We start from the raw sequence: 24,658 nt of genomic DNA, 5'->3' as shown, positions 1-24,658 counted from the left end.
CAAAATAAACAACAACGTAACAATTTGTTATTTTTTTTGAGATATTTTGTGTTAAAAAATTGTTTATTTAAGATATATTTAAGACTTTTGGCTTTAATTAATTCAAATAATTATACAATGAAGACAAAGTTTAATGGATTTTTAACGCTACTCTTAGCGTTGGTCGTGCAAATTTCTTTTGCACAAACAAAGACTATTTCCGGTACTGTATCTGATAAATCAGGTTCACTTCCAGGAGTTAGTGTATTAGTTCAGGGTACAAAAACAGGTGCAGAAACTGATTTTGATGGTAAATATTCTGTCATGGCAAAATCTGGAGATGTTCTAGTATTTAGGTACCTTGGATACAAAACAGTAATGAAAACTGTTGGAAACTCTAACACTATTAATGTTTCTTTAGAAGAAGGTGGTGAAGTTTTAGATGAAATTATTGTAACAGCTCTTGGTATAAAAAGAGAGGAAAAAGCTTTAGGATATGCTACACAACAGGTTAGCTCTGAAGATTTGACTACAGTTAGAGATGCAAATATTGTTAACTCTTTAAGTGGGAAAATTGCTGGTGTTAGTATAACTAATACTTCTGGTGCTGTTGGTGCATCAAGTAGAATCGTAATTAGAGGTATATCTTCTATTAGTGGAAATGCACAACCTCTAGTTGTAGTGGATGGTGTAGTAATGGATAATACTGCTTATGGTGGATCTTCTAATTCAGGTGGTAATAGTACTCCTAATGGTTTAGCAGATTTGAACCAGGATGATATTGAAACATTAAATGTTTTAAAAGGTGGAGCTGCAACTTCATTATACGGTATGCGTGGAGCTAATGGTGTAATTGTTGTAACTACCAAATCTGGTAAATCAACTGACAATAAGTTAGGTATTGAAATTTCTTCTAATGTAAGTTTTGAGAATGTATATATTTTACCGGACTACCAAAATTCTTACGGGCAAGGTTATAGTTCTAATTATTTCGAGTTTGTGGATGGTACTCAAGGTGGTACTGGAGCTGGTGCAGATGAAAGTTGGGGGCCAGCTTTAGATGCTGGTTTAGAGTTTATTCAATGGAATTCCGTTAATGGAGAAGCGTTACCATGGGTATCACAACCAAATAACATTAAAGATTTCTTTGAAACAGGTATGACAACCAATAATAACATTTCTTTTTCTAAAGGAAATGAAAATTATAATGGTCGTATTTCAGCAGGTATTACGGATCAAAAAGGGATTTTATACAACACCGATTTAACTAAATATAACTTAAGTGGAAAGTTAAACTTAAACTTATCAGAAAAATGGTCTGTAGGTATGAGTGCGAGTTATATTAAAACTGAAAGTGATAATCTTCCTTCTGTTGGTTATGGTGATTCCAACAATCAATTAGGACAGATAGTTTGGTCTGGGAGAAATGTAGATTGGAATGCATTAAGAGATTATAAAAACTTACCTCTGGGTATTTCTTCAGGAGGAATTCCTACACCAATAAACTGGAATTTATCTTATAACAATAATCCTTACTGGGCCTTAGATACAAATACTAATTCATTTGATAGAAACAGATTAATGGGTAACATTTCTATAAGCTACCAAATGACTGAGAAATTTTCTATTAGTGCACAAACTGGTATTGATTACTTTAACTCTTTAGACACAAAAAAACGTGCTTTTGGAACTCATGAATCTCCCCGTGGTTCTTATGAGGAATATCAAAGAACTAGATATGAAATTAACTCACAAGCTATTTTAAGTTATAATACTGAAATTGGTGAGGACTTTAAGGTAAATGCTAATATTGGAGGAAACAGCATGGTTAACGACTATCATAGATTACGAATGATTGCTCCAGAGTTACAAATCCCTAATTTATATAACATTTCAAATACTAGAGACGGTGTTACACAGACTCTTTTCCAAGAACAACAAGATAGAAGAATTAATAGTGTCTTTGGTTTTGCAGGTGTTTCTTATAAAGATTATTTATTTTTAGATTTTACAGCTAGAAATGACTGGGCATCTGTATTACCAGTTGCACATAACAGTTTCTTTTACCCAAGTGTTACTGGTAGTGCTATTTTAAGTGATATTTTTGATATGCCAAAAAACGTAATATCTTACTTAAAAGTAAGAGGTGGATGGTCTAAAACAGGTAGTGCAGGTCCTCTTGCTCCATATAGTATAGAACCAAGTTTTGCATATTCTACTCAACCTTGGGGTTCTACTCCAGTTGCTTTTTATCCTGGAACATTATGGAATCCAAATATTAAAAATGAAGATACTGTTGAAAAAGAATTTGGTTTTGAAACTAGGTTACTGCAAAGTAGAATACGTTTAGATTTTACGTATTATGACAAAAAAACGTCTGATATTATTATGTTAAAAGATATTGATCCTGCATCTGGTAATACTGGATATTGGGACAATGCTGCAGATATTACTAATAAAGGTATTGAGTTAACTTTAGGTGCAGATATTATAAAAAGTGAAGATGGTTTTAACTTAGGTGTGGATATTAATTTTGCAAAAAACACAAATGAAGCTCAAAATATAGATGATGATCCAACAACTAATAATGGTCGTGTTGTTATGGGTGGCTTATGGAATGTAGATATTATAGCTCAAGAAGGAGAAGCTGTAGGTGCAATCTATGGACCAGCATTTGAGAGAACTACATCTGGAGATATTATTTATGAAGATGGAATCGCTCAAATTGATGCAACAAATAAAGTATTAGGTAATATTAATGCTGATTGGACTGGAGGTTTAGGTTTAAACATGTCTTATAAAAACTTAAGATTAACAACTTTATTTGATGTTAAAAAAGGTGGAGAAATATATTCTCAAACAAACTCATGGGGTAAATTAGCCGGTGTTTTAGAAGAAACTATTCAAGGTCGTGAAACTGGTATTGTTGGTGCAGGTGTTAGATCTGACGGTAATGGCGGTTATGTTACCAATGACGTTGTTGTTCCTGCGAGTACTTTTTATAGTTCAACATACTCCCAGAATATAGCAGAATCTTCTGTATATGATGCTTCTTTTGTTAAATGGAGAGAACTTTCTTTGTACTATACACTTCCAAGTTCTTTAATAAAAGGTACAGACGTAGACCAAGTTTCTTTCGGTTTAACAGCAAGAAACTTAGCTATTCTATACAAAAAAGTTCCTCATATTGATCCAGAATCTGCTTTTAGTAGTGCAAGTGGGCAACAAGGATTAGAATATGCTCAAATACCTTCAACAAGAAGTATTGGTTTTAGTCTAAATGTTAAATTTTAAATTTAAAAAAAATGAAAAAAATAAAATATATAATCTTACTACTTCTTGTAAGTCAAACTTTTGTATTCACAAGTTGTGATGACAACTTTGAAGAAGTTAATAAAAACCCTAATGACCCAAGTGTAGTTCCAAGTGAATTATTACTTGCTGGAATAATTAGGGGTACTGCAAACACTTTACAAAGTACTTTTAATGGAGGAGAAACAGGTTCTTGTTGGGTACAACACTTAGGAAAACCAGTTTATAATGATAATGAACTTTATATACCTAGACAATCAACTATTGATGGTGTTTGGCAAAATTTATATTCTGTTGTTGCAAAAGACGCTTCAATAATGGAGCAGTTAGCCAACGAAGAAGGTAATAGCAACTTAGAAGGTGTCGCTTTAGTTTTAAGAGCAAATGCTTTTCATAACTTAACAGATATTTACGGAAATATTCCAATGTCAGAGGCACTTTTAGGAGATGCTGGTAATATTACACCAATATATGACGATAGTGAGACTGTAGTATATCCTGCTATTTTAAGTATGCTAGATAAAGCAATGTCTTTATTAAACGGAACAGGAGATATAGATGCAAGTCAAGATTTAATGTATGGTGGAGATTACACACTTTGGAAAAAATATGCTGGTTCTTTAAAATTTAAAGTTTTAATGCGTGCTGCCGCTGGTGGATATAACGCTACTAGTCAATTAAAAGCTTTAGTTGCTTCTGGAAATTTATTTACTAGTAATGCTGACGAGGCAAGATTAGTTTATTTAGCTTCTGCTCCAAATGCAAATCCATTTTTTGAAACTTTAGTAGATGGTGGTCGTTCGGCAGAATGGTGTTTGAATGAGGAATTAGTAGAATTTATGAAAGCTTACAATGACCCTAGATTGGCAGTTTATGCACAAGAAGTTGGTGGAGATGGTTCTGGTGGTGGTTATGTAGGTAAACCTGCAGGTATTAGAGATATTGGAAACTCTTTTTATGGAGATTCTAATAATGTTTCTTTAATTGGTACCAAATACATAGAAGCAGAACAACCTTATTATTTTATGACGTATGCACATTTAAGTTTATTAATGGCAGAAGCTGCTGAAAAAGGATTAATTGGTGGAGCTGCTGCTGATTACTTTAAGCAAGGAATAGATGCTTCTATGGCTAGTAATGGAGTTGCTGCAGTTATAGACTATACAGGTGGAGCTAATCAAATTGCTGAACAAATTTGGGTAGCATTATATATGCAAGGTTTTGAAGCTTGGTCTGAATGGAGAAGAACAGGTGTACCTGTTTTACCTTTGGCAATTGATGCTGTAGAAACAAGTATACCTACAAGATATTCTTACCCTCTAACACAACAGTCTCTTAATAATGTAAATTACACGAGTGCAGTTGCAACTCAAGGAGCAGATAAATTAACTACGTCACTTTGGTGGCAATAAAAAATAAAACTAAAATGAAAACATTTAAAAAAATATTAATTGTTATGATTGCAATGGTTACCATTGCATCATGTCAAGTAACAGATGAAGATACTGTAGCAGAAGTTGCTAGTGAAGCAGGTATGATTATTAATGTTGTTACTACTCCAACAAGTTCTATACTTGGTAGTCCTGAAGGTGGTGTTGATTTAAAAGATGCCAAAGTTAATATTACTAACGCTTATTTAGATTTAACAGTTAGATTATCATCAGGTAATTTAGATAATATTTCTAAAATAGAAGTTGTAAAATCCTTTAATGGAGGTGCTGAAGTATCTTTAGGAGAAAGCACAACATTACCATATAATATAGTTATTTCTAATTTAACTGATTTACTAGCAGATACAGGTGTTGTAGAAAGTGATCTTAGAATAGGCGATGATTTATCATTTAAAACTAAAGTACATAAAAAAGATGGGAGTGTTTTTTACTACAGTACTTCATTAGGAGATTATTCATTGGTTGTAAATTGTTCTTCTAACTTAGCTGCTGCTTATAGTATCTCTTTATCTTCCGGCGTGTATACTTGTACGGTAACTGAAGTATCTCCAGGAGTATATTATGCTGATAGAGTACCATTTTTCAGTAATGCATACTGGTTTGAGTTTACAGATACTTGTGGTGTTTTGAAAATGACAGATTTCCAATATAACCCAGGTAATCAACTTGAAGGATTTGGTTATGTAGCTGCAAATGGAGATTTAGTTTGGGAATCTGTATCAGTTGGTGGAACTAGTGTAGATGGATGGGATATCGTAATGCCTCGTTTACCTTAATAAAAATTTAAAAAACACATATAAAAATGAAAAATACAATTAAAAATATTGGCTTATTCGCCATTGTAGCTGTTTTCTTTGCATCTTGTGAAGATGACAATGACAATACAGGTGCTTCATTACTTAATTATTCACCAGCAACTGTAACACTTTCATCTACTTCAAATACTGTATTTGATGAAAGTGCTATTGACGCAGATGATGAAAGTACTTACGTTGTAACTATCACAGCAACATTGCCATCACCACAACCTGTTAATGCAGTAATTGACTTAGTTCAATCTGGAGGTACTGCTAGTGCAAGCGATTTTTCTGCAGGTACTATTACAATTCCTGCAGGGTCATTAACAGCTTCAGCTGATGTAGAAATTATGCAAACTGGTGATATTGAAGGAACCGAAACTTTAGACATTACAGGTAAAGCTAGAGCAAACTTTAATATAACTCCATATACATTTTCTGCATCTATAGAAAATGATTATATTAATGACCATTTAGAGTTTTCTACTACTTGGAGTGGAAGTTACACTTATGAGTTAAGTACTGGAACTGCTGAAAATACTGTAGATTTTTGTGGTGTAGATATTGATGTTCTAGCGTATGAACTTGCTACTGGTAATTATTATGATCTTGGAGGTACAGGTAGTTGTACAGAAACAGGATCAATGGGAGAGCTACCTGATGGAGATTATTATGTATTATTATATATTTATGGTAATCCTTATGCAACTTTAGGACAAACAGAAATTGTACCTGTTTCTATTTCTTATAGCCAAGAACATTTTGACACAAGTGGGTCATTTGTTAGTGAAGCCGTAACTTTAGCAACACCAGAACAAGAGTTACTTGCTGTTGCTCAAATAACTAAGAGTGGTTATAACTTTACAGTAACTCCATTATAAAAATAGAGTACTTTTATTAATACAAAAAGCACCTCTGTAAATAATATTTACAGAGGTGTTTTGCTTAAAACATATAAATCTTATGAAAAAAAACATCCTTTATATAATCTTAATGGGTCTTGGCCTTTTAATTTTTTTAGCTTTATATTTTAAGTCTAATGAACAATTAAGTTCTATAGATCAAATAAAAACACTACATAAGCAAAATTTAGGTAAAAATCCTTTTAAAGAAACTTTAAAGTTATCTAAAAAAGAAAGAAAAAGTTTAGGTTTAACGCCTAATAAATATAATGAAGAACAGTGGATTTTAACAATGAATCCTGAATTAGGAAGGCCTACTCCTATAAAAGTTGCAGAATTACAAAAAGAATTAATACAAAAAAATAATTATCAGTCAAGAACTCCAGGAGATGCTTCTGATAATATGTGGATAAACAGGGGACCAAATAATGTTGGTGGTAGAACTAGAGCATTAATGTTTGATCCGAATGACACAACAGACAATACTGTTTTTGCAGGAAGTGTTAGTGGTGGTCTTTGGAAAAACACAAATATTTCTGATGAAAATTCCGTTTGGAAAAGAGTTGATATCCCTGAAAATTTAGCCATTTCAAGTATTACTTTTGACCCAAATAATACAAATATTTTTTATGTAGGTACAGGAGAATCTTATGTAGGACATACAGACGGAGCGGTAAATGGAGATGGAATATGGAAATCTGTTGATGGTGGTACAAGCTGGGTAAATGTTTTTGGTGGAAACACAGGAGTTAGCTACTTTGTATCTACTTCTAGGATTTCTATAGATAGTCCTTCAACAATTACTGGTGACTATCAGTCTTTTCCTACTACAAATTTTGGGCCTGAAATAACTTCTACAATTTCAGCAGACTTTATATTAGCAAACGATAGTAATGGAATTCCTACAGAAGCTTGTAGTAGTTTTGGTCCTGATGCTACAGGTAAAATAGCAGTAATAAGAAGAGGAGATTGTAGTTTTGTTGATAAAGTTAAAAATGCACAAAATGCAGGTGCAATTGCTGTCATTATGATGAATAATGTTTCTGGTGAACCAATACCAATGGGAGGAGAAGATGCTACAATTACAATACCTTCAGTAATGATTTCTAAAGAAAGTGGGGATGTTATTGAGGCAGCAATGTCTTCTGGTACAGTAAATGGTTCTTTAAATCCAGCTGAAGGAGATTTTACAGCAACCGTAGTTCCAGGTGTTCAACACATTAACGACATTAAAATAAGAAACAATGCTGGTGTTTCAGAAATATATGTAGCGGCAGCAGATGCTTTATATGGGTCTTCAAATGCAGCAACAACTGTTGGTGGTTTGTCTTATGGTTTATATAAATCTGTTGATAATGGTACTAATTGGACAGAATTAACACTTCCTTTAACAGCTAACGATCATAAACATTGCCCTAATGATCTAGAAATTGGTGCTGATGGTACGATATGGTTATCGACTACACAAAGTAAATTATATGGAGATGGTGGAGGTGAAATTTTTTCATCTACAGATGGTACAACATTTACAAACAAATATACTGTTGCAAATGGTGCTAGAACTCAAATAGCAGTTTCATCTACAGATGCTAAAAAAATATATATTTTGGCTCAGTTAACTACTGATGGAGTTTCTATTAAAAAAACAACAGATGGTTTTGCGCTTTCATTTTTAACACAATCAAAAACTTTACCAAATGATGCAGACACTGGTATAGATGCTACAGATTTTACAAGAGGACAAGCATTTTATGATTTATTACTAGAAGTAGACCCAAATAATGATGAAGTAGTATATACTGGAGGTATTGATTTATTTAAATCTACAGATGGTGCAGGAGCTTGGTCTCAATTTACACATTGGTATGGAGGTTTTGGACATCAGTATGTTCATGCAGATCAACACATAGCTGCTTTTGGTCATAATGACTCAAATAAAGTAATATTTGGTAACGATGGTGGGGTAGCTTACACTTCTAATGGCGGAACTATCACTGAAGAAAGAACAAATGGTTTAATTACTTCTCAGTATTATACAGTTGCTGTAGGACCAACAGCCGCATTTACAGAAGATTATTTTGCTGGTGGTTTACAAGATAATGGTACTCAGTTAATTGAAAACGGAACCAAAACAACTCCAGATGAAGCAACAGAGATTCAAGGTGGTGATGGTGCATACACATTTTTTGATCAAGATGGTACTGATAGATATGTAATTGCAAATTATGTATATAATGGGTCTATCAATTTATATAATTTTGATGGTGATGATGTTGAGATAAATGATGAAGATGGAAGTAATGGTGCATTTATAAACCCACAAGCTTTAGATTCTAATTTAGATATTTTATATTCTAATTATTCTGCTGATGGAAATTATATAGTAAAAAGGTATGCTGGTATAAAATCTGACGCAACATTAACAAAAACAGATTTAATTGATGAATTATTAACAACAACACCTACAGCTTTTACGGTATCAACACATACAACAACATCATCTACATTACTTGTTGGTACAGTTTTAGGAGATATTCTTTTAGTTGAAAATGCAGATGGAGCAACACCAACTTGGACAGGTTTAGATCAAAACTTACTTGTAGGTAGTGTATCCGACGTTGAATTTGGACAAACAGAAAATGATATTTTTGTTACTATGCATAATTACGGTGTAAATAACGTATGGTACACGAGTGATAAAGGAGTTACATGGAATGCAAAAGATGGTAATTTACCAGATTTACCAGTAAAAACAATCTTACAAAACCCTCTTAATTTAGAAGAAGTGATTATTGGAACTGAACTTGGAGTTTGGTATACTGATAATTTTTCTGCTGAAAACCCTACGTGGAAAACTTCTTATAATGGGATGAGTAATGTTAAAGTTTTAGATTTAGATCTAAGAGATGATAATATGGTTTTTGCAGCTACACATGGTAGAGGTGTTTTTTCTGGAATGTTTACAGCAGAATCACTTAGTGTAGATAAAAATATTTTCACTTCATCATCTATCAAAGTATTTCCTACAATATCAAATGGAGAAGTTTTTATAACATCACTTAATAATATTGAAAAGACTGAATTAAATGTTTTTAATATAACTGGTCAAAATGTTTATTCTAAAACATTAAATATTTCAAGTGAAAAAACTGTTATAAATTTAACTAATTTAAAATCTGGAATCTATTTTATTAAAATAGGAAAAGAAGACAGTAAAATATCTCATAAAATTATTATTGAGTAATACGTTTTCTTAATTCTACTACATAAAACCACCAAAAGAATTCTCTTTTGGTGGTTTTTTTATGCTCTTTATTTAGCATACATTTGCAACATGACAACAGAGACAGTAGAAACAACAAATATATTTGGTATAAGAGCTATTATAGAAGCTATAGAAAGTGGTTCTACCATTAATAAAGTATACTTACAAAAAGGGTTAAGGGGAGAATTGTTTTACGAACTTAATAAGTTAATTAAAACTCATAATCTTAGCACAAGTATGGTTCCTGTTGAAAAACTAGATCGGTTATCTAAAAACAATAATCATCAAGGTGCTGTTGCTCAAATATCTCCAGTAGAATTTCATGATTTAGAAGAATTAATTGAAAAAACAATAGATAGTGGTAAAACTCCACTATTTTTACTTTTAGATCAACTTTCTGATGTTAGAAATTTTGGCGCAATTATTAGAACTGCAGAGTGTACTGGAGTAAATGGAATTATCATTCAAAAAAATGGAAGTGCTCCCGTTAATGCAGAAACCATAAAAACATCTGCTGGTGCAGCTTTTAAAATCCCTATTTGTAAAGTAGATCATATAAAAGATGCTTTGTTTCTATTACAAGCATCAGAAATTAAAACTGTAGCTGCCACAGAAAAAACAGAAGAATCTATTTATGATATTGATTTAAATCAACCCATTGCCATCGTTATGGGATCTGAACATAGAGGTGTAAACCCTTCAATATTAAAAATGGTAGATTATAAGGCTAAATTACCTTTGTTAGGTGAAATAGCATCCTTAAATGTTTCAGTTGCTTGTGGCGCTTTCTTATACGAAACTGTTCGACAAAGATTAGTAGCAGTTAGCAGTTAGCAGTAGCAGTAGCAGTAGCAGTAGCAGTAGCAGTAGCAGTAGCAAAAATAAAAATACACTTTCTATTCTTGTAACTCCTCCTCTGCTTTTGGAGGTGAAAAATTTCCGTTTTCATCAAATAAAGCATCAAATTCTGTTTCAGTAAATTGATGCTCTTCTCTTACAATTCCTTTTTTACGATAGGTAATTGCAAAGATAAGTCCAACAAGAAATCCAGATAAATGCCCTTCCCAAGAAATACCTTCTTTTATGGGTAAAACATACCAAATCATACTTCCGTAAAGAAAAATAATAATAAGTGATAAAGAAACTAATCTGTAGTGTTTTTTTATCATACCACTAAAAAAAACGAAACTAAAAAGTAGGTATACAATTCCACTTGCACCAATATGATAGGATTCTCTTGCAATACACCATGTTAAAAAACCAGTAAAAAAACCTCCAAATAATAAAACCTTGTAAGAAACATCTTTATAAAAATAAAAAAGGCTACTTAAAAGCACAAATAAAGGAATCGAATTATTAAAAAGGTGACTTGTATTGCTATGTATAAAATGAGTTAAGAAAACACCTCTAAAACCAACAAAAGTTCGTGGTAGAACGCCAAATTTATTAAAATTGTAGTTAAAACTTATTTCAATCCAATATATAAACCAAATTGCAACCACATAAACAATTGGAATTAAAAAAATGGACTTCGATATTTTTAATTGATTTTTATCATTCATCAGAATTAAAAATAACAAAAATCTAACCAAATACAATTTTTACAATTATTGACAGAAATGTTTATTATTTTTACTGAATGAATGAACCTTTGGCAGAAAGAATTAGACCTAAAACGCTTAATGATTATATAAGCCAGCAACATTTAGTTGGTAAAAATGGTGTTTTAACAAATTTAATTAAAAAAGGAATTATTCCTTCTTTAATATTGTGGGGACCTCCAGGTATTGGAAAAACTACTTTAGCTAATATTATTGCTCAAGAATCTGGAAGACCTTTTTATACTTTAAGTGCCATAAGTTCTGGCGTAAAAGATGTTAGAGAAGTTATTGAGAAAGCAAAAAAAAGTGGCGGATTATTTACTGCCAAAAACCCTATTTTATTTATTGATGAAATACACAGGTTTAGTAAATCTCAACAAGATTCTCTTTTAGGAGCTGTAGAAAAAGGTTGGGTAACTTTAATTGGTGCAACAACAGAAAACCCAAGTTTTGAAGTGATTCCTGCCCTACTATCTCGTTGTCAGGTTTATATTTTAAATTCTTTTGATAAAAATGATTTAGTTGCTCTTTTAAACAGAGCAATGGAAAAAGATGAATTTTTATCCAAAAAAAAATAACATTAAAAGAAACAGATGCTTTATTACAGGTTTCTAGTGGTGATGCTAGAAAACTATTAAATATTTTTGAATTATTAGTTTCTACTGAAGAAGAAATTGAAATTACCAATACTTTAGTTTTAGAAAAAATTCAGAAAAATACAGTTAGATACGATAAAACAGGCGAACAACATTATGACATAATTTCTGCTTTTATAAAATCTATAAGAGGCAGTGATCCAAATGGAGCTGTATATTGGTTGGCAAGAATGATTGAAGGTGGTGAAGATGTGAAGTTTATTGCAAGAAGATTGTTAATTTCTGCTTCTGAAGATATTGGGAATGCGAACCCTACTGCCTTAATTTTAGCAAACAACACTTTTCAATCTGTTTCTGTAATTGGATTTCCAGAATCTAGAATTATTTTGAGTCAGTGTGCTATATATTTAGCAAACTCACCTAAAAGTAATGCTTCTTATATGGCTATAGGAAATGCACAAGAATTGGTAAGAAAAACCGGAGATTTATCGATACCACTGCATTTAAGAAATGCACCAACTAAATTAATGAAAGATTTAGATTATGGTAAAGATTACAAATATTCTCATAATTACCAGAACAGTTTTGTAGACCAAGAGTTTTTACCACATGAAATTTCTGGAACAAAATTATATGAACCTGGAGATAATTCAAGGGAAAATAATTTTAGAGAAACCCTAAAAAACAGATGGAAAAATAGATATGATTATTAGAATTTAAGATTGTAATTCTTTACAACTAATTTTCCATTTTCATAATATTCAGCAACCCAAATATGATCACTTTTATACATAATTCCGTTCTTATCTTTAATTATAAAAACATCTTTTACTTTTGTTTTTAATACTTGAAAAATAATAGCAGGAATTGTATTTACTAGTTGAAAACCATTAGATTTTTCTTGAGCGTATAAAGTTTCTACAGTAGAAGAAGGTATTTTATTATTTTTTGAAATAACCTCATCTTTTTGAGCTACTTCTTTTACTTCTGGAATTATTTCTACAGGAATAACTTTCTTAATTGGCAAAGTTACTTCTGTTTTAAGGTTCTCTTCTTTAACATCAATTTCATTTTTAGGTTGGTACTTATATTCTAAATCTCCCATAGTTGCATATGCATTTCTAATAGCTTCATGATAGGCTTTTTTATAATCTTTCTCTTTACTTTTCCCTTCTTTAGAAGTATATATAATAGTACCAAAACAGTCTTTTAATTCAATTATATTCTTAACCGAAAACATGCTAGATTTATCACTAACATTTGCTGTTAAAGCCATGCATCTATTTTGAAGTAAATCTTTAGGAAAACTTTCATTACTTAAAAAAACAATAAACCCTTTTTTTCTAATAAAAACTTAGTTAAAGAACTTGTTTGATATTGATCTGAACTCTTTAAAAACTCAAATCTTTCTGGAACAATTATATATTTATAATCCTTAATTTTTTCTTGTTGACCATATGTTAATATTGTTATAAAGAACAATAAACTGAATACTATTTTCTTAATCATTTTAATTAAATATTATATTAATTCCTAATTGTACTGAAATGTTATTTGCAGATGCAATATCGTTAAATTGTGCAATATTATCAACCATTCCATAAAAATTTACTTTACCTATTTGAGAAGAAATTCCTACACCAATATTGTAAAATGAATAATCATCTACTGTATAAGTAACCTTTGCGTGTAATTTTTCTGAAAAAGATTTTTCGAAAAACCCTGTTAATGCTAATTGTGAGTTTAATGGTCTAAATACTGAATACAATTGAACTCCAAATGCATTTCTATAAAAATCCTTATAGGTATTATCGTAACAATATTTACTCCTTTTTTGACCAAAACTATATTTTAAAGAAGCATTTAATTTTGTTGGCCTCCAAGAAATGTATGAATCTTGATTATCACCACTTGGTACTTTCTCTTTAAAATCTGCATCTAAATCATCCCAATAATTTATTGGATTTGTTGGGTTATACCCAAACTCAATACCATCAAAAACATAACTTCCATTAACAACAGAGTTTTTTATATTCTTCTTATGTTTGATAAAACCAAAATCTACAATACTACCCGTTAATTCTAATTGTTCTGATAAGTGATAAGTAAATCCAGCATCAAAACCGATTCCTAAATTTGAACCTAAAAAAGTATTTCCTAAATAGGTATTTGGATCATCCATATATTCATCACCCTCAACCAAACCAGAAGTTTTTAAATTAATATTAACATTATCTAAATAATGTCTATAAATATTATCAGAACCATTTACAGTTGTAAAAGTTCCAGTATTATTAGAAGTTTCTAGATTTAAAGCTGAAGAATAAATTTTAAACCTAGCTCCTAAAGTTAACTTATCACTTACTTCTCTAGTAACACCAAAATGCAATACTCCTAAAACATCAACTTTATATAAAATCTGAGATAAATCAAAACTTTTGTTTAAATAAGCCGAATTTCCATCTGTGAGAAGTGTTATTGGGTCTTTAGCAAAATAAGAAATAGCATCAAACTCTTCGTAAAATCCAAAGCTAAAATAGTTTTTGTCGTCATATCTAAAACCACCATTTAAAACTTCTATTTGAAAATTTAACTTTATATGATCTCTAATAGTTAGTTTCTCTAAAACTTCAGAAACTTTATCATTTATTGATCTATTATCAACTCTAAATAAGTCTGATATTGTAAAACCTGTTATACCAACTTCTGATGAAAACCCTGAAAGCATAGGAACTCCTACATGAAATTTATAATTAGTTTCTGCTCCTGGGTTTAAAAGTAACGTTTGTGGTAACTCTGCAAAATTGTATAATACTTGCTTATTTTGGCTATATGTTTTCATTACAAACAGAATAATAAACAAGAGGAATATTCTTTTGATTTTATGCATCTGTATCTATGTAAATTTTTGCTGATGATTTAAACTCAAACTCACTTGTATCTGCAGGGTCTAATTGTACAGTAGAGTTAACAATTTTAACAGTTATTCTAACCTTTACTGTGTTTTTTACATTTGAATTAGTACTTACCTCAACTGTTTCTTGAAATTTATAGTCTAAATTATTTGCATTAACATTTATTTCTTGAAATGTATGTGTTGCCGAATTATTTTGATTTAAAAAAACTATTTGAATTGTAAAATCTCTATCAAACTCGTTTTTTATTTCGACATTAAAATCAATTTTTACCAAATTATCTCTAAAATAACTGTTTTCAAAAATTTTAAAATCAGTAATATCTGTCTTCTCATTTTCTTGTACTCCTAATTGATTAAAGAACTGAAAAGGTAAAACTGTAAAATATGTTAAGGATGTTGTATATTCTGGAGTAGCATTATAATCTTCTATTTGCGAAAAATCTAAATTATCTGTACAAGAAACTATAAAAAAAAAGCAGCATAAAAAAGGAAATATTTTTTTGGGGGTCATTTTGTAAAATGTAATTTTTGTTATAAACGATTAACAGGCTAAAGATATTGTTTTATTTCTAAAAGAGAAGAAATAGAAATAAATCCATCATTTTTTACAATCTCATTTTCAAAATTGCAATGAATTGCTTTCATACCTATGCTTAAAGCTCCATTAATATCGGCCTCTAAATTATCTCCAATCATAATTGAATTTTCTTTATCTGCACTTGCTAAATCTAACGCATGGGTAAATACTTTTGGATTTGGCTTTTTTACTCCCACTGATTCTGAAGTAATTACTTTATCAAAATAATGGTAAATATTAGAACTTATCATTTTTTTACTTTGAACTTCTTCAAATCCGTTTGTTATAATATGTAATTTATAATTTTCTTTTAAATAATCTAATATTTCAAAGGTTCCATCAAAAAGATGATTAAAATCTGCTAAACATTCAATATATTGTTCTGCAATTAGAGTTATCGTTTCATCAGAAATCGTGTAATTAATGGTATCAAAAGTATTTTTTAACCTACCATATCTTAACTCATCTTTTGTTACCTTTTCCTCTCTATATAATTTCCAATATTTAAAATTAATAGGTTTATATACTTTTAAAAAAGAGTTTAAATCTGTTTTTATATTATTAATACTAAAAACTTTTTGAAAAGTTAAATCTGAGTTTTTTTCAAAATCCCATAAAGTGTGATCTAAGTCAAAGAAGACGTGTTGTATGTTTTTCATTTACATTATATTTGAAAAAAACTTTTTAATTGAAACTAAAAATAAATAAAAAACCGTTATCTATTTTCATTAAAAACATTTTGGTAATGTTTAAAGGTACTTTAATTGCACAAATTATTGCAGTTGTTAGTTCAATTTTTATTGCTAAAATATATGGTAGTGAGGCGTATGGAGTTTTAAGTGTATATATTAGTTTTTCTTCTATAATTTCTATATTAAATTCATTACAATTAGATAATTATATTGTTACCTGTAAAGACAAAATAATTAGTAATCACTGGTTTAATTTTCTTTTTTTACTGATACCCATAATAACCATTTTTGGTTCAGTAATTTTAATACCGCTCCATAGAGTTTTTTTTTATAAAACAATTGAAAATAGTGTTATAATATTAGCAATTTTAAGTGCTATTCTTCTTAGCTATAATAAAACACATGAATATTTTTTAACTAGTTACAAAAAATTTACACCAATTTCTTTTGCTAAAATACTTTTAGTTTTAATAAATATTTTTTTTCAGTTTGTTTTTTATCTGAAGTTTAAAATCTATGGATTGGTTTATAGTTCCTTTATTTCTGTACTTATTGTTAGTTTATATTTCAGTTTTAAAAACAAAGTATATTTTAAACCAATAGATTATACAATCGTTAAAAATAATATTAAAAAAAACAAATCTATATTAACTTATTTACTGCCTTCTAGATTTATAAATAATTTAACATCTCAATCAGTTCCTTTATTTATTTATGCTTTTTTTAGTCTGCAAGAGGCTGGTGTTTACTTCTTCAGTCAAAAAATTTTAACAATGCCACTTTTTATTATATCATCTTCTATATCTACTGTATATTTTGAAAGAGCTACAAGCCTAATGCAAACCTCAAAAAAAGAGCTATTTAAAGCTACTAAAAAAATTATAACATTTAATATGTTAACAATGTTTACTTTTTTAGTGCTAATAAATACGGTTGGCATCTATATATTGGAAATGTTTTTAACCGAAAACTGGGTGAATTTAAGATTATATTTTTTAATATTATCCTTTTTAGTTTTAAGCAGATCTTCTTTTAGCCCAATTAGTAATATTATGGTTGTTTTAGATAAAAACAGTATTAGTTTACTCTTTAATGTATATCTTTTAATAGTAAATATTATAGCTTTTTATATTGGCTTTGTTAAAAATGATTTAACATATACTATTTATATACTTTCCTTTTTAGGTGGTATAGGTTATTTAACTCTTGCTTTTTATTTTTTAAAAATCATAAAAAAACAATCAATTATATGAAAAAACCATCATTATTTGAAAAACTAGATTTTATACTATTTGGACACTTAATAAACTTTTTATATTCAGACTATTTTAGACCCAAATATGGTTATCAAAAATATTATATTTTATTTTTTCATTTTTGGATTCCACAAAAATTATTTAGATTAAACCCAAAAGCAAATTGGCCTGTTCATTTTACTTCAAAAGTATTGGCTGCAAAAAATATTAAAAAAGGTATTTTATGTGATCCTGGAGACAACCCAAATGTGTACATACAAGCTAACAATGGGTTAATTATTGGTAATAATGTAGGTTTTGGAACTGGCTCTAAGGTTATTTCTGCTAATCATTCACATACAAATCATTCTAAACACACCAAAACACCACCAATAGTAATTGGAAATAATGTTTTTATTGGTGCAAATAGTGTTGTTTTGTCTGGAGTAAACATTGGAAATAATGTAATTATTGGTGCTGGCTCTATTGTATCTAAAAACATTCCATCAAATTCAATAGCAGTAGGAAATCCTTGTAGCGTAATTAAAGAAAATTTACCTTATAAAGAATCTATAATTAAAATAAAGTATAATAAAAAATATCAAAAAAAAAATTAAAAAATACTCTTGGTTAAAACACTATAACTCTCTTTATCTGAGCCAAAACTTTTATAAAATTTTGCTACACCAGTAATCATAGAGCCTTCAAAATCAATAAAACAATTTTTCCTTTTATATTTTTTTATAATCTCTGTAATAAGTAAAGTAGAAGCTCCGTTCTTTTTTCCAAAATCATTACTAACAGGTACTAAATAAGTAATTCTTTTACCATTATCTAGTAGTAAAACAGATGCAACTAAACATTCTTTACTTCTAATTCCAAAACACCTTACTACATTAGAGTTTAATTTTAAAATATTTTGAAGTACTTCTTTCATAGAAATATAATTTCTAAAATTTTTATCGTTTAATAAATAAAAACCGTAAAACTCTTTTATTCCTAAATTTTCTTCAAAAGTTAAAGTTGATAGCATGGCTTTTTTTAAATCTCTTTTTCTGTTTTTAGTAAACTTCTTATAATTGTTTTCATATTTTTTTTCAATTTTTAACAGGTAATTATTCTTTAAGTTCATTTTATAAGTCAAAAAATTACCTGAATTAAAATTCAATGAAATTTTCACAAACTTTTTAGGAATGTGGTTTATCATCTTTTCTTGTAATGCTTCTGAAACTATTTCTTTTGAAAAAACACCCAATTGTTGACAAAAATAAGGCTGGCTTACATACTTTATAAAAAACTTTTTTCTCCAAGGAATAGGCATAACAGCTTTATAATTATCCAAGACTAAAACATCCCAATTGTCTGCTACAATATCTAAATACCAAGAAAATGCATAAATTCTAGATTGAATAGAATTTTCTATACAAGCATCATATTTTTCAACATTAAGATTCTTCCTTTTTATATATTCAATCATATTAAGATATTGCTATTTTAATCATGGAATCGTATAAACGTTTCCAGCCTTTCCATCGTAAATAATCGCTTAAACTTTCATTATGAAACAAGGTTATAAAAGTTCCATTTACTGCTTTTACTTCATTTTTTAAATCTCTAATTCTTCCTAAAGATTGTCTTGGAGTTAGCTTCATATAATCATTTAAAGTAGTATCCATTAAAGCAAAAGGAAATACTTTAAGCGGAGTTTGAATTTCAAAATCTAAATCGTAAAAATAAAAAGGAGTACAAGTACTTGCTCTAAAGCCAACATTACTTGCATATCCCATAGAATAATCTTCCTCTACTTCTAAGTCTATTAAATTTTGATACGTTTCTGGCAAACTAAAACGTAAATAATGCTGTCTAGATCTTTGAATTGGCATATTAATAATATGCTCTAATCTTATTTTTTCTTTTTTTAATAACTCTGCATTATTCATTGTAAAATAAGAAGGATGCAAACCAACTTTGGCATAATCTACCATCTCTTTAATAAGTAACCTATACTTATTTTTTGATGCTGAAACATTGGTGTCAAAAGTGGTATAATCACCTATTAAGAAAAAGAAAATAGTTTTAATATTTCTTTCTTTTCTAATGTCTATAATTTGCTGAAAAGTATCAAAAGGGTCTTTCTTAATATTGAATGTAACAGCAAATCTACTCCATACATTTAAGAGTCTAAAGTGTGCCAAATCATTTAAAAAACCACCAACACTTCTAACTAAACTTTTATATTTATAACAATATGCATTATCTATGTCTACAGTAGAAATAAATTCATATTCACGTTTTTTATACTCATAATCTGGAAACTTTTCTTTTAAAGCATCTAATAATTTATAAGCCCAAATATCTACAACTGGCTTTTCTAAAAAACGATATTTAAACGCCAAACTTTGTTCTGCAGTATAACGTCCATGAAAATCTTTTACATGAGGGAGATATTCTTCGTACCTAGATATTAAATAAAAACTTGCTGCAAAAATATCATAGGGAATCGCAGATTTTGGTCCCGTTTTAAAGAAACAAGGAACGTCATCCCATTTTTGGATAACTATTTCCATATCATTAACTCCTTGTTCAAAAAGTAAATCATTACTTTTTACAAAAAACTCATTTCCTAAAGGTGTTTTGGTATAAGTTATTTTTGGGCCATTATGAGCCACAAACTCTTCTACTTTAGACGTAAAATCTACAGGAATCATTAACGTTCTTGTAAAAATATGCTTAAAAATATAACGAACCCTTGGAGTAACTTTATGTGAGTAAACTAATAACATTTAATGTATTATGATTTTACAGTATCGATTTTTTGTTAACTACAAAACACCTTCATCTGCAAAGCTAAAATACGCTTTTTCGGTAATTATTAAATGATCTAAGAGTTTTATATCTAAAGTAGTTCCTGCTTCTTTAATTCTTTGAGTAAGTTGTTTGTCTGCATTACTTGGTTCTAATTTTCCTGATGGATGATTATGACACACAATTATACCTACAGAAGCTAACTCTAATGCTCTTTTAAACAGTAATCTTATATCTACAACTGTTGCTGTTAGACCTCCTTTGCTAATTTGAAATTTAGATAAAACTTTATTAGAATTATTTAAAAAAAGCACCCAAAATTCTTCATGCTCTAAATCTCCAATAACGGGTTGCATTACATTAAAAACATCTTTACTACTTGTAATTTTGGGTTTCTCTAAAGCGATTTCTAACTGCCTTCTTTTTCCTAATTCTAAAGCTGTAATAATAGTAATTGCTTTTGCTTCTCCTATTCCTTTAAAAGTTGATAATTTTTCTGCGGATAATTTAGCAAGTTCATTTATGTTTCCATCAACAGATTGTAAAATTCTTTTTGATAAAGCAACTGCACTTTCTTGTCTATTTCCAGAACCAATTAAGATTGCTATTAACTCTGCATCAGAAAGCGATGTTTTTCCTTTTGCCAACAACTTTTCTCTTGGCCTATCATCTAGCGCCCAAGATTTAATGGTTAACTTTTCCATATTCTTTTTTTATAAAAATACGAAAATGAAACTAAAATTATAATTGGTTTAAAAAGCTTCTATATTGTTGGTTATTTGGGTACAAATTAATTAGTTTTTGCACAATATTTTTTGCTTTGTTTTTTTGGTCTGATTTAGAGTACACATATGCCAAAACATATAGTAAACCTTCATTAGTTGAATCTACTTTTAAACCTGAGACTATAATTTTTTCAGCATTTTTATACTCTTGTTTCTTATCATACAATAACCCTAAATTATAATAAACACGTATGTTTTCTGGCATTAACTTTGTAGCATTTTTAAGTTGAACTATAGCATCATCTACTCTATTTAACTCAGCATACATTAAGGCAAGAGAATAATAAACTGGTCCAAATTGAGGTTCTTGCTCAATTACTGTTTTAAATGCTTCTTCTGCCTTAACGTATTGTTTATTATTATAATATAACGTTGCTAAATTCACACGAATTTGATTGTTAATATTATCAATTTCCAAAGCACTTTCGTAACTTTCAATCCCTTTTTCTAAGTTACCTGCTTTAATATAATAATTACCTTTTTTAATTCTTGTTCCTACAAAATCTGCATTTGTTTTTAAATGTAAGAAAAACTCTTTTTTAACTTTCTGATAACTCTCTTTATACACTTCAGGTATTTCGTTTTCAGACATTGCTCCTAATCCGAAAAAAGCTTTTACTCTAATACTTCTTTTAGGATCTTCTAACAATGGTAAAAAATAAGAATTGTAATCTTTAGTATTTATTGTACTTAGAACATCTACACTTGCTCCTCTTACTAAAGCAGAATCATCATTTAAAAGTGTTATGTATTGTTCTACAAAATTCTGTGCATTGTAATTAGACAATACTTTTGTAGCTGATGCTCTTACAATTTCTGGTTGATGTGAATCATTCATCAATTCAATTAAACCTACATGTCCATTTGGTTGCATTGTAATTCCTGGTGCTAATTTTTCTGAGTAATGAATAGAATCTACGGCTCCAAATAATTTTGTAAAGTTTTTTGCAGCCCAAGCATCATCTTTGTCTTTATGACAACCAGAACACGCATTTGGCGTTCCATATTTTAAACTTAAATCTGGTCTTGGCACTCTAAAACTATGATCTGGTCTAAAATCATTCCCCATATAAAAACGCCCTGGCATATGACAACTTACACATTTTGAAGATTCTGTGTTTTGTGGATGAGCATGATGTTTTGGTGTATCATATTTTTCTGGAACATGACATTGAGCACATAATTTATTCCCATCAAACTTTAGTTTTAATGAATGTGCATCATGACAATTAGTACAAGTAACATCATTTTGATACATTTTACTCTGCGTAAATGAACCATATACATATACCTCATCTAAAATTTGCCCATCTGCTTGATACAATCTTTCTTCTAATAATTGAGGATAATAATGATCTAACATAGTTCCTTCAAAATTAAAAGCTTCAGAAAATTGTTCTCTTCTCATATGGCAACGTGCACATTGATCTACCAGTTCTTTAGGCCCTGTTTCTGTTGTCATTTGAAAACTTCCGTTAGAAACATAGTTTTCTCCCATTGTTTCAACATCAGTAACATGTTGTTTTCCTGAACCATGACAAGCTTCACAGTTTACATTGATAATTGCAAATTCAGTATCATAACTATGTGTTTTTTCATCGTAGTTTTTACGAACGTTTGTAGAATGACAATCTGCACACATATTATTCCAATTTAAACCTCCTCTAGACCAGTGTAACCATTCTGAATGCACAACTTTAAAATCTGGATATAAATCGAACCATTTATTTTTAACAGAATCCCAAGCTGTTCTTAAACACTGGTAATGACCATCAGGAAATTGAACAATATATTGTTGTAAAGGTGTAATACCAAAAGTGTAAACAATTTTATAATCGTGATTTTTACCATCTGGTCCGTCTGTATTTACATAAAAATCTTTTCCCTTTTTGTAAAACCTAGAAGTTACACCTTGACTTGTAAATTTTTCATCATTAAAATTTGCAAGAATTGTTAAACTATCTGCAATTTGCATTGCTTTATCATGATGAGAACCTTTCCACTTTTTAAACTGATCTTGATGACATTCTTTACATTTCTCATCACCTAAAAAATGACTATCTGGAATGAGTTTACCTGAAAGAAAAACACCTTTATCCTTTTCTACTTCTTTGTATTCTGTTTTTTTATCGCAAGACGAAAAGGAAATCATTAATAATAATGAAATTTTAAAAGAAGCTGAAGTAAAAATATATCTTAATTTCACGTAGAAAGTGTTTTATAAAAATTGTAAAAGTAAAACTAAAGTTTCTATTCACTAGAAAAAAAGATAATTGTCAGTTTTTTTCAAAAAAAAAAATAAAAGGCATTTATAAAAAATTGAAAACTTTCATTTATTGTTATTTCCAGCAAAACTCTTTATATCTTTGTATTTTATATTCTATATTTAACACATGAAAATTATTATAGCTGGTGCTGGAGACGTTGGTTTTCACTTGGCTAAACTTCTTTCTTACGAGTCTCAAGATACTTACATCATAGATTTTGATGGTGAAAAGCTTGAATATATTAATAATCATTTAGATGTTATTACCAAAAAAGGTGATGCAACTTCCATAAAGTTATTAAAAGAAATAGGAATCGATTCTGCAGATTTATTAATTGCAGTTACAGATAGCCAAAACACAAATTTTACAATTTCTGTAATTGGTAAATCTTTAGGCGCAAAAAAGACAATTGCAAGAATCGATAATTCTGAGTTTTTAAATGAGTGTGAAGTTGATTTCAAACAATTCGGGTTAGACTTTATGATTTCTCCTCAAGAATTGGCTGCTAACGAAATAAAAATGTTGTTAAATCAATCTTCATTTAATGATACTGTAGCGTTTGAAAGTGGTGTTTTTAATGTAATGGGAACTCCATTAACATATAATTCTCCAATATTAAATTTAACCGTAAAAGAAGCAAAACAACAATTTCCAAAAGTACATTTTACAACAATTGCAATTAAAAGACAAGGTGTTTCTCAAACTATTATTCCTAGAGGAGATTCTACTTATCAATTAGATGATCAGGTATATTTTTGTGTACCAAATTATAGCATGAAAGACCTCTACCCTATTATTGGTAAGAAACAATTTGACATTAAAAATGTTATGATTTTAGGAGGAAGTAGTATTGGAGAGAAAACTGCTAGAAATCTTTGTAAAGATAATTTTAAGGTTAAACTTATTGAAAAAAACAGAGTGAAGGCAGAGTTATTAGCTGAAAAGCTTAATAATACTTTAGTTATTAATGGTGATGGTAGAGATTTAGAATTATTAGAAGAAGAAAACATTAGAGAAACTGATGCTTTTATTGCTGTTACAGGAAATTCTGAAACGAATATTATGTCTTGCTTAGTAGCAAAATCTAAAGGTGTAAAAAAGACAATTGCCCTTGTTGAAAATATGGATTATATTGATATTTCTCAAACTATTGGAATTCAATCTTTAATTAATAAAAAATTAATTGCTGCTAGCAATATCTTTAGACATATAAGAAAAGGAGAAATTTTAGCATTGGCTAATCTACACAATATTGATGCAGAAGTTTTTGAATTTGAAGTTCAAAAGGAGACAAAAATAACAGAACGTGCAATTAAAGATTTACGTTTTCCAAGAGAAGCCGTTTTTGGTGGAATCATTAGAAATCAAACAGCAATTATGCCATCTGGAGATGTTCAACTAGAAATTGGTGATAAAGTAATTGTGTTTTGTTTACCAGAAGCAATAAATGCTGTAGAAAGATTATTTAAATAATAGA

Annotated in this window: 18 protein-coding genes and 1 pseudogene; 10 read left to right on the top strand and 9 right to left on the bottom strand. The window is 29.4% G+C overall.

Features of this window, described 5'->3' with window-relative positions; all coding sequences use genetic code 11:
- Positions 1-117 precede the first annotated feature (117 nt).
- The 6 genes from PHEL85_RS13000 to rlmB all read left to right on the top strand — a co-directional run bounded on the left by PHEL85_RS13000 (position 118) and on the right by rlmB (position 10,540).
- Complete coding sequence (locus tag PHEL85_RS13000) at positions 118-3,273, top strand: SusC/RagA family TonB-linked outer membrane protein (protein ID WP_036825669.1); 3,156 nt, start codon at positions 118-120, stop codon at positions 3,271-3,273.
- A gap of 11 nt (positions 3,274-3,284) precedes the next feature.
- The gene (locus tag PHEL85_RS12995; protein ID WP_036825664.1) at positions 3,285-4,703 is read left to right on the top strand and encodes a SusD/RagB family nutrient-binding outer membrane lipoprotein; all 1,419 of its coding nucleotides are present in this window, start codon (positions 3,285-3,287) and stop codon (positions 4,701-4,703) included.
- A gap of 14 nt (positions 4,704-4,717) precedes the next feature.
- Positions 4,718-5,518, top strand: a complete 801-nt coding sequence (locus tag PHEL85_RS12990) for a hypothetical protein (RefSeq protein WP_156109212.1) — start codon at positions 4,718-4,720, stop codon at positions 5,516-5,518.
- Positions 5,519-5,544: 26 nt separating this feature from the next.
- Positions 5,545-6,420 carry a hypothetical protein gene (locus PHEL85_RS12985; RefSeq protein WP_036825661.1) on the top strand — a complete coding sequence of 292 codons (876 nt, stop codon included), beginning with the start codon at positions 5,545-5,547 and terminating at the stop codon, positions 6,418-6,420.
- An 82-nt stretch (positions 6,421-6,502) separates the two neighbouring features.
- Positions 6,503-9,685: a PA domain-containing protein gene (locus PHEL85_RS12980; RefSeq protein WP_036825658.1), complete on the top strand. Its 3,183-nt coding sequence runs from the start codon at positions 6,503-6,505 to the stop codon at positions 9,683-9,685.
- A gap of 90 nt (positions 9,686-9,775) precedes the next feature.
- Positions 9,776-10,540: a 23S rRNA (guanosine(2251)-2'-O)-methyltransferase RlmB gene (rlmB, locus tag PHEL85_RS12975; RefSeq protein ID WP_036825655.1), complete on the top strand. Its 765-nt coding sequence runs from the start codon at positions 9,776-9,778 to the stop codon at positions 10,538-10,540.
- Positions 10,541-10,602: 62 nt separating this feature from the next.
- On the opposite strand, the gene PHEL85_RS12970 is transcribed toward rlmB, so the two are convergent.
- Positions 10,603-11,268 carry a rhomboid family intramembrane serine protease gene (locus PHEL85_RS12970; RefSeq protein WP_036825653.1) on the bottom strand — a complete coding sequence of 222 codons (666 nt, stop codon included), beginning with the start codon at positions 11,266-11,268 and terminating at the stop codon, positions 10,603-10,605.
- Positions 11,269-11,345: 77 nt separating this feature from the next.
- On the opposite strand from PHEL85_RS12970, the pseudogene PHEL85_RS12965 reads away from it, so the two are divergent.
- Positions 11,346-12,616 (top strand): annotated as a pseudogene (locus PHEL85_RS12965) (replication-associated recombination protein A).
- On the opposite strand, the gene PHEL85_RS12960 reads toward PHEL85_RS12965, so the two are convergent.
- From PHEL85_RS12960 to PHEL85_RS12940, 4 genes are all read right to left on the bottom strand, one after another.
- The gene (locus PHEL85_RS12960; RefSeq protein ID WP_036825649.1) at positions 12,613-13,179 is read right to left on the bottom strand and encodes a hypothetical protein; all 567 of its coding nucleotides are present in this window, start codon (positions 13,177-13,179) and stop codon (positions 12,613-12,615) included. The pseudogene PHEL85_RS12965 and the gene PHEL85_RS12960 overlap by 4 nt on opposite strands.
- 234 nt (positions 13,180-13,413) lie before the next feature.
- Entirely contained in the window at positions 13,414-14,745 is a 1,332-nt protein-coding gene (locus PHEL85_RS12950; RefSeq protein ID WP_235318277.1) for a DUF5723 family protein, read from the bottom strand.
- 40 nt (positions 14,746-14,785) lie between these two features.
- Positions 14,786-15,331, bottom strand: a complete 546-nt coding sequence (locus tag PHEL85_RS17420) for a hypothetical protein (protein WP_052108569.1) — start codon at positions 15,329-15,331, stop codon at positions 14,786-14,788.
- Positions 15,332-15,369: 38 nt separating this feature from the next.
- Positions 15,370-16,056 carry a YjjG family noncanonical pyrimidine nucleotidase gene (locus tag PHEL85_RS12940; protein WP_036825644.1) on the bottom strand — a complete coding sequence of 229 codons (687 nt, stop codon included), beginning with the start codon at positions 16,054-16,056 and terminating at the stop codon, positions 15,370-15,372.
- Between the two features lie 29 nt (positions 16,057-16,085).
- Between PHEL85_RS12940 and PHEL85_RS12935 the strand changes: the two genes are divergently transcribed.
- Entirely contained in the window at positions 16,086-17,342 is a 1,257-nt protein-coding gene (locus PHEL85_RS12935) for a lipopolysaccharide biosynthesis protein (RefSeq protein WP_162179437.1), read from the top strand.
- Positions 17,339-17,941, top strand: a complete 603-nt coding sequence (locus PHEL85_RS17415; protein WP_052108568.1) for an acyltransferase — start codon at positions 17,339-17,341, stop codon at positions 17,939-17,941. Before PHEL85_RS12935 ends, PHEL85_RS17415 begins: the two co-directional genes overlap by 4 nt.
- Here PHEL85_RS17415 and PHEL85_RS12925 read toward each other — a convergent pair.
- Genes PHEL85_RS12925 through PHEL85_RS12910 form a run of 4 tightly spaced genes read right to left on the bottom strand, consistent with a single transcriptional unit; the run spans position 17,938 to position 23,120 of the window.
- Positions 17,938-18,801, bottom strand: a complete 864-nt coding sequence (locus tag PHEL85_RS12925; RefSeq protein WP_036825638.1) for a hypothetical protein — start codon at positions 18,799-18,801, stop codon at positions 17,938-17,940. The genes PHEL85_RS17415 and PHEL85_RS12925 overlap by 4 nt on opposite strands.
- A gap of 1 nt (position 18,802) precedes the next feature.
- Positions 18,803-20,107, bottom strand: coding sequence for a polysaccharide deacetylase family protein (locus PHEL85_RS12920; protein ID WP_036825636.1), 1,305 nt, complete (start codon positions 20,105-20,107; stop codon positions 18,803-18,805).
- A gap of 39 nt (positions 20,108-20,146) precedes the next feature.
- Complete coding sequence (gene radC, locus PHEL85_RS12915) at positions 20,147-20,833, bottom strand: RadC family protein (protein ID WP_036825632.1); 687 nt, start codon at positions 20,831-20,833, stop codon at positions 20,147-20,149.
- 37 nt (positions 20,834-20,870) lie between these two features.
- Positions 20,871-23,120 (bottom strand): tetratricopeptide repeat protein, encoded by a 2,250-nt coding sequence (locus PHEL85_RS12910; protein WP_235318276.1) that lies wholly within the window; start codon positions 23,118-23,120, stop codon positions 20,871-20,873.
- A gap of 187 nt (positions 23,121-23,307) precedes the next feature.
- Between PHEL85_RS12910 and trkA the strand changes: the two genes are divergently transcribed.
- Entirely contained in the window at positions 23,308-24,654 is a 1,347-nt protein-coding gene (trkA, locus tag PHEL85_RS12905) for a Trk system potassium transporter TrkA (protein WP_036825629.1), read from the top strand.
- Positions 24,655-24,658 lie beyond the last annotated feature (4 nt).

This window comes from Polaribacter sp. Hel1_85, assembly GCF_000766795.1.
Classification (GTDB): Bacteria; Bacteroidota; Bacteroidia; order Flavobacteriales; family Flavobacteriaceae; genus Polaribacter.
Note: the sequence above shows the minus strand (reverse complement) of the source record. Positions and strands in the feature narration are given on the sequence as shown.

Excerpts from the sequence above, each read along its gene's own strand:
- PHEL85_RS12920 (WP_036825636.1), bottom strand. The coding sequence starts at position 20,107 with ATGTTATTAGTTTACTCACATAAAGTTACTCCAAGGGTTCGTTATATT.
- PHEL85_RS17420 (WP_052108569.1), bottom strand. The coding sequence starts at position 15,331 with ATGACCCCCAAAAAAATATTTCCTTTTTTATGCTGCTTTTTTTTTATA.
- trkA (WP_036825629.1), top strand. The coding sequence starts at position 23,308 with ATGAAAATTATTATAGCTGGTGCTGGAGACGTTGGTTTTCACTTGGCT.
- PHEL85_RS17415 (WP_052108568.1), top strand. The coding sequence starts at position 17,339 with ATGAAAAAACCATCATTATTTGAAAAACTAGATTTTATACTATTTGGA.
- PHEL85_RS12970 (WP_036825653.1), bottom strand. The coding sequence starts at position 11,268 with ATGAATGATAAAAATCAATTAAAAATATCGAAGTCCATTTTTTTAATT.
- PHEL85_RS12960 (WP_036825649.1), bottom strand. The coding sequence starts at position 13,179 with ATGGCTTTAACAGCAAATGTTAGTGATAAATCTAGCATGTTTTCGGTT.
- PHEL85_RS12940 (WP_036825644.1), bottom strand. The coding sequence starts at position 16,056 with ATGAAAAACATACAACACGTCTTCTTTGACTTAGATCACACTTTATGG.
- PHEL85_RS12925 (WP_036825638.1), bottom strand. The coding sequence starts at position 18,801 with ATGATTGAATATATAAAAAGGAAGAATCTTAATGTTGAAAAATATGAT.
- PHEL85_RS12995 (WP_036825664.1), top strand. The coding sequence starts at position 3,285 with ATGAAAAAAATAAAATATATAATCTTACTACTTCTTGTAAGTCAAACT.
- rlmB (WP_036825655.1), top strand. The coding sequence starts at position 9,776 with ATGACAACAGAGACAGTAGAAACAACAAATATATTTGGTATAAGAGCT.
- PHEL85_RS12980 (WP_036825658.1), top strand. The coding sequence starts at position 6,503 with ATGAAAAAAAACATCCTTTATATAATCTTAATGGGTCTTGGCCTTTTA.
- PHEL85_RS12950 (WP_235318277.1), bottom strand. The coding sequence starts at position 14,745 with ATGAAAACATATAGCCAAAATAAGCAAGTATTATACAATTTTGCAGAG.
- PHEL85_RS13000 (WP_036825669.1), top strand. The coding sequence starts at position 118 with ATGAAGACAAAGTTTAATGGATTTTTAACGCTACTCTTAGCGTTGGTC.
- radC (WP_036825632.1), bottom strand. The coding sequence starts at position 20,833 with ATGGAAAAGTTAACCATTAAATCTTGGGCGCTAGATGATAGGCCAAGA.
- PHEL85_RS12985 (WP_036825661.1), top strand. The coding sequence starts at position 5,545 with ATGAAAAATACAATTAAAAATATTGGCTTATTCGCCATTGTAGCTGTT.
- PHEL85_RS12990 (WP_156109212.1), top strand. The coding sequence starts at position 4,718 with ATGAAAACATTTAAAAAAATATTAATTGTTATGATTGCAATGGTTACC.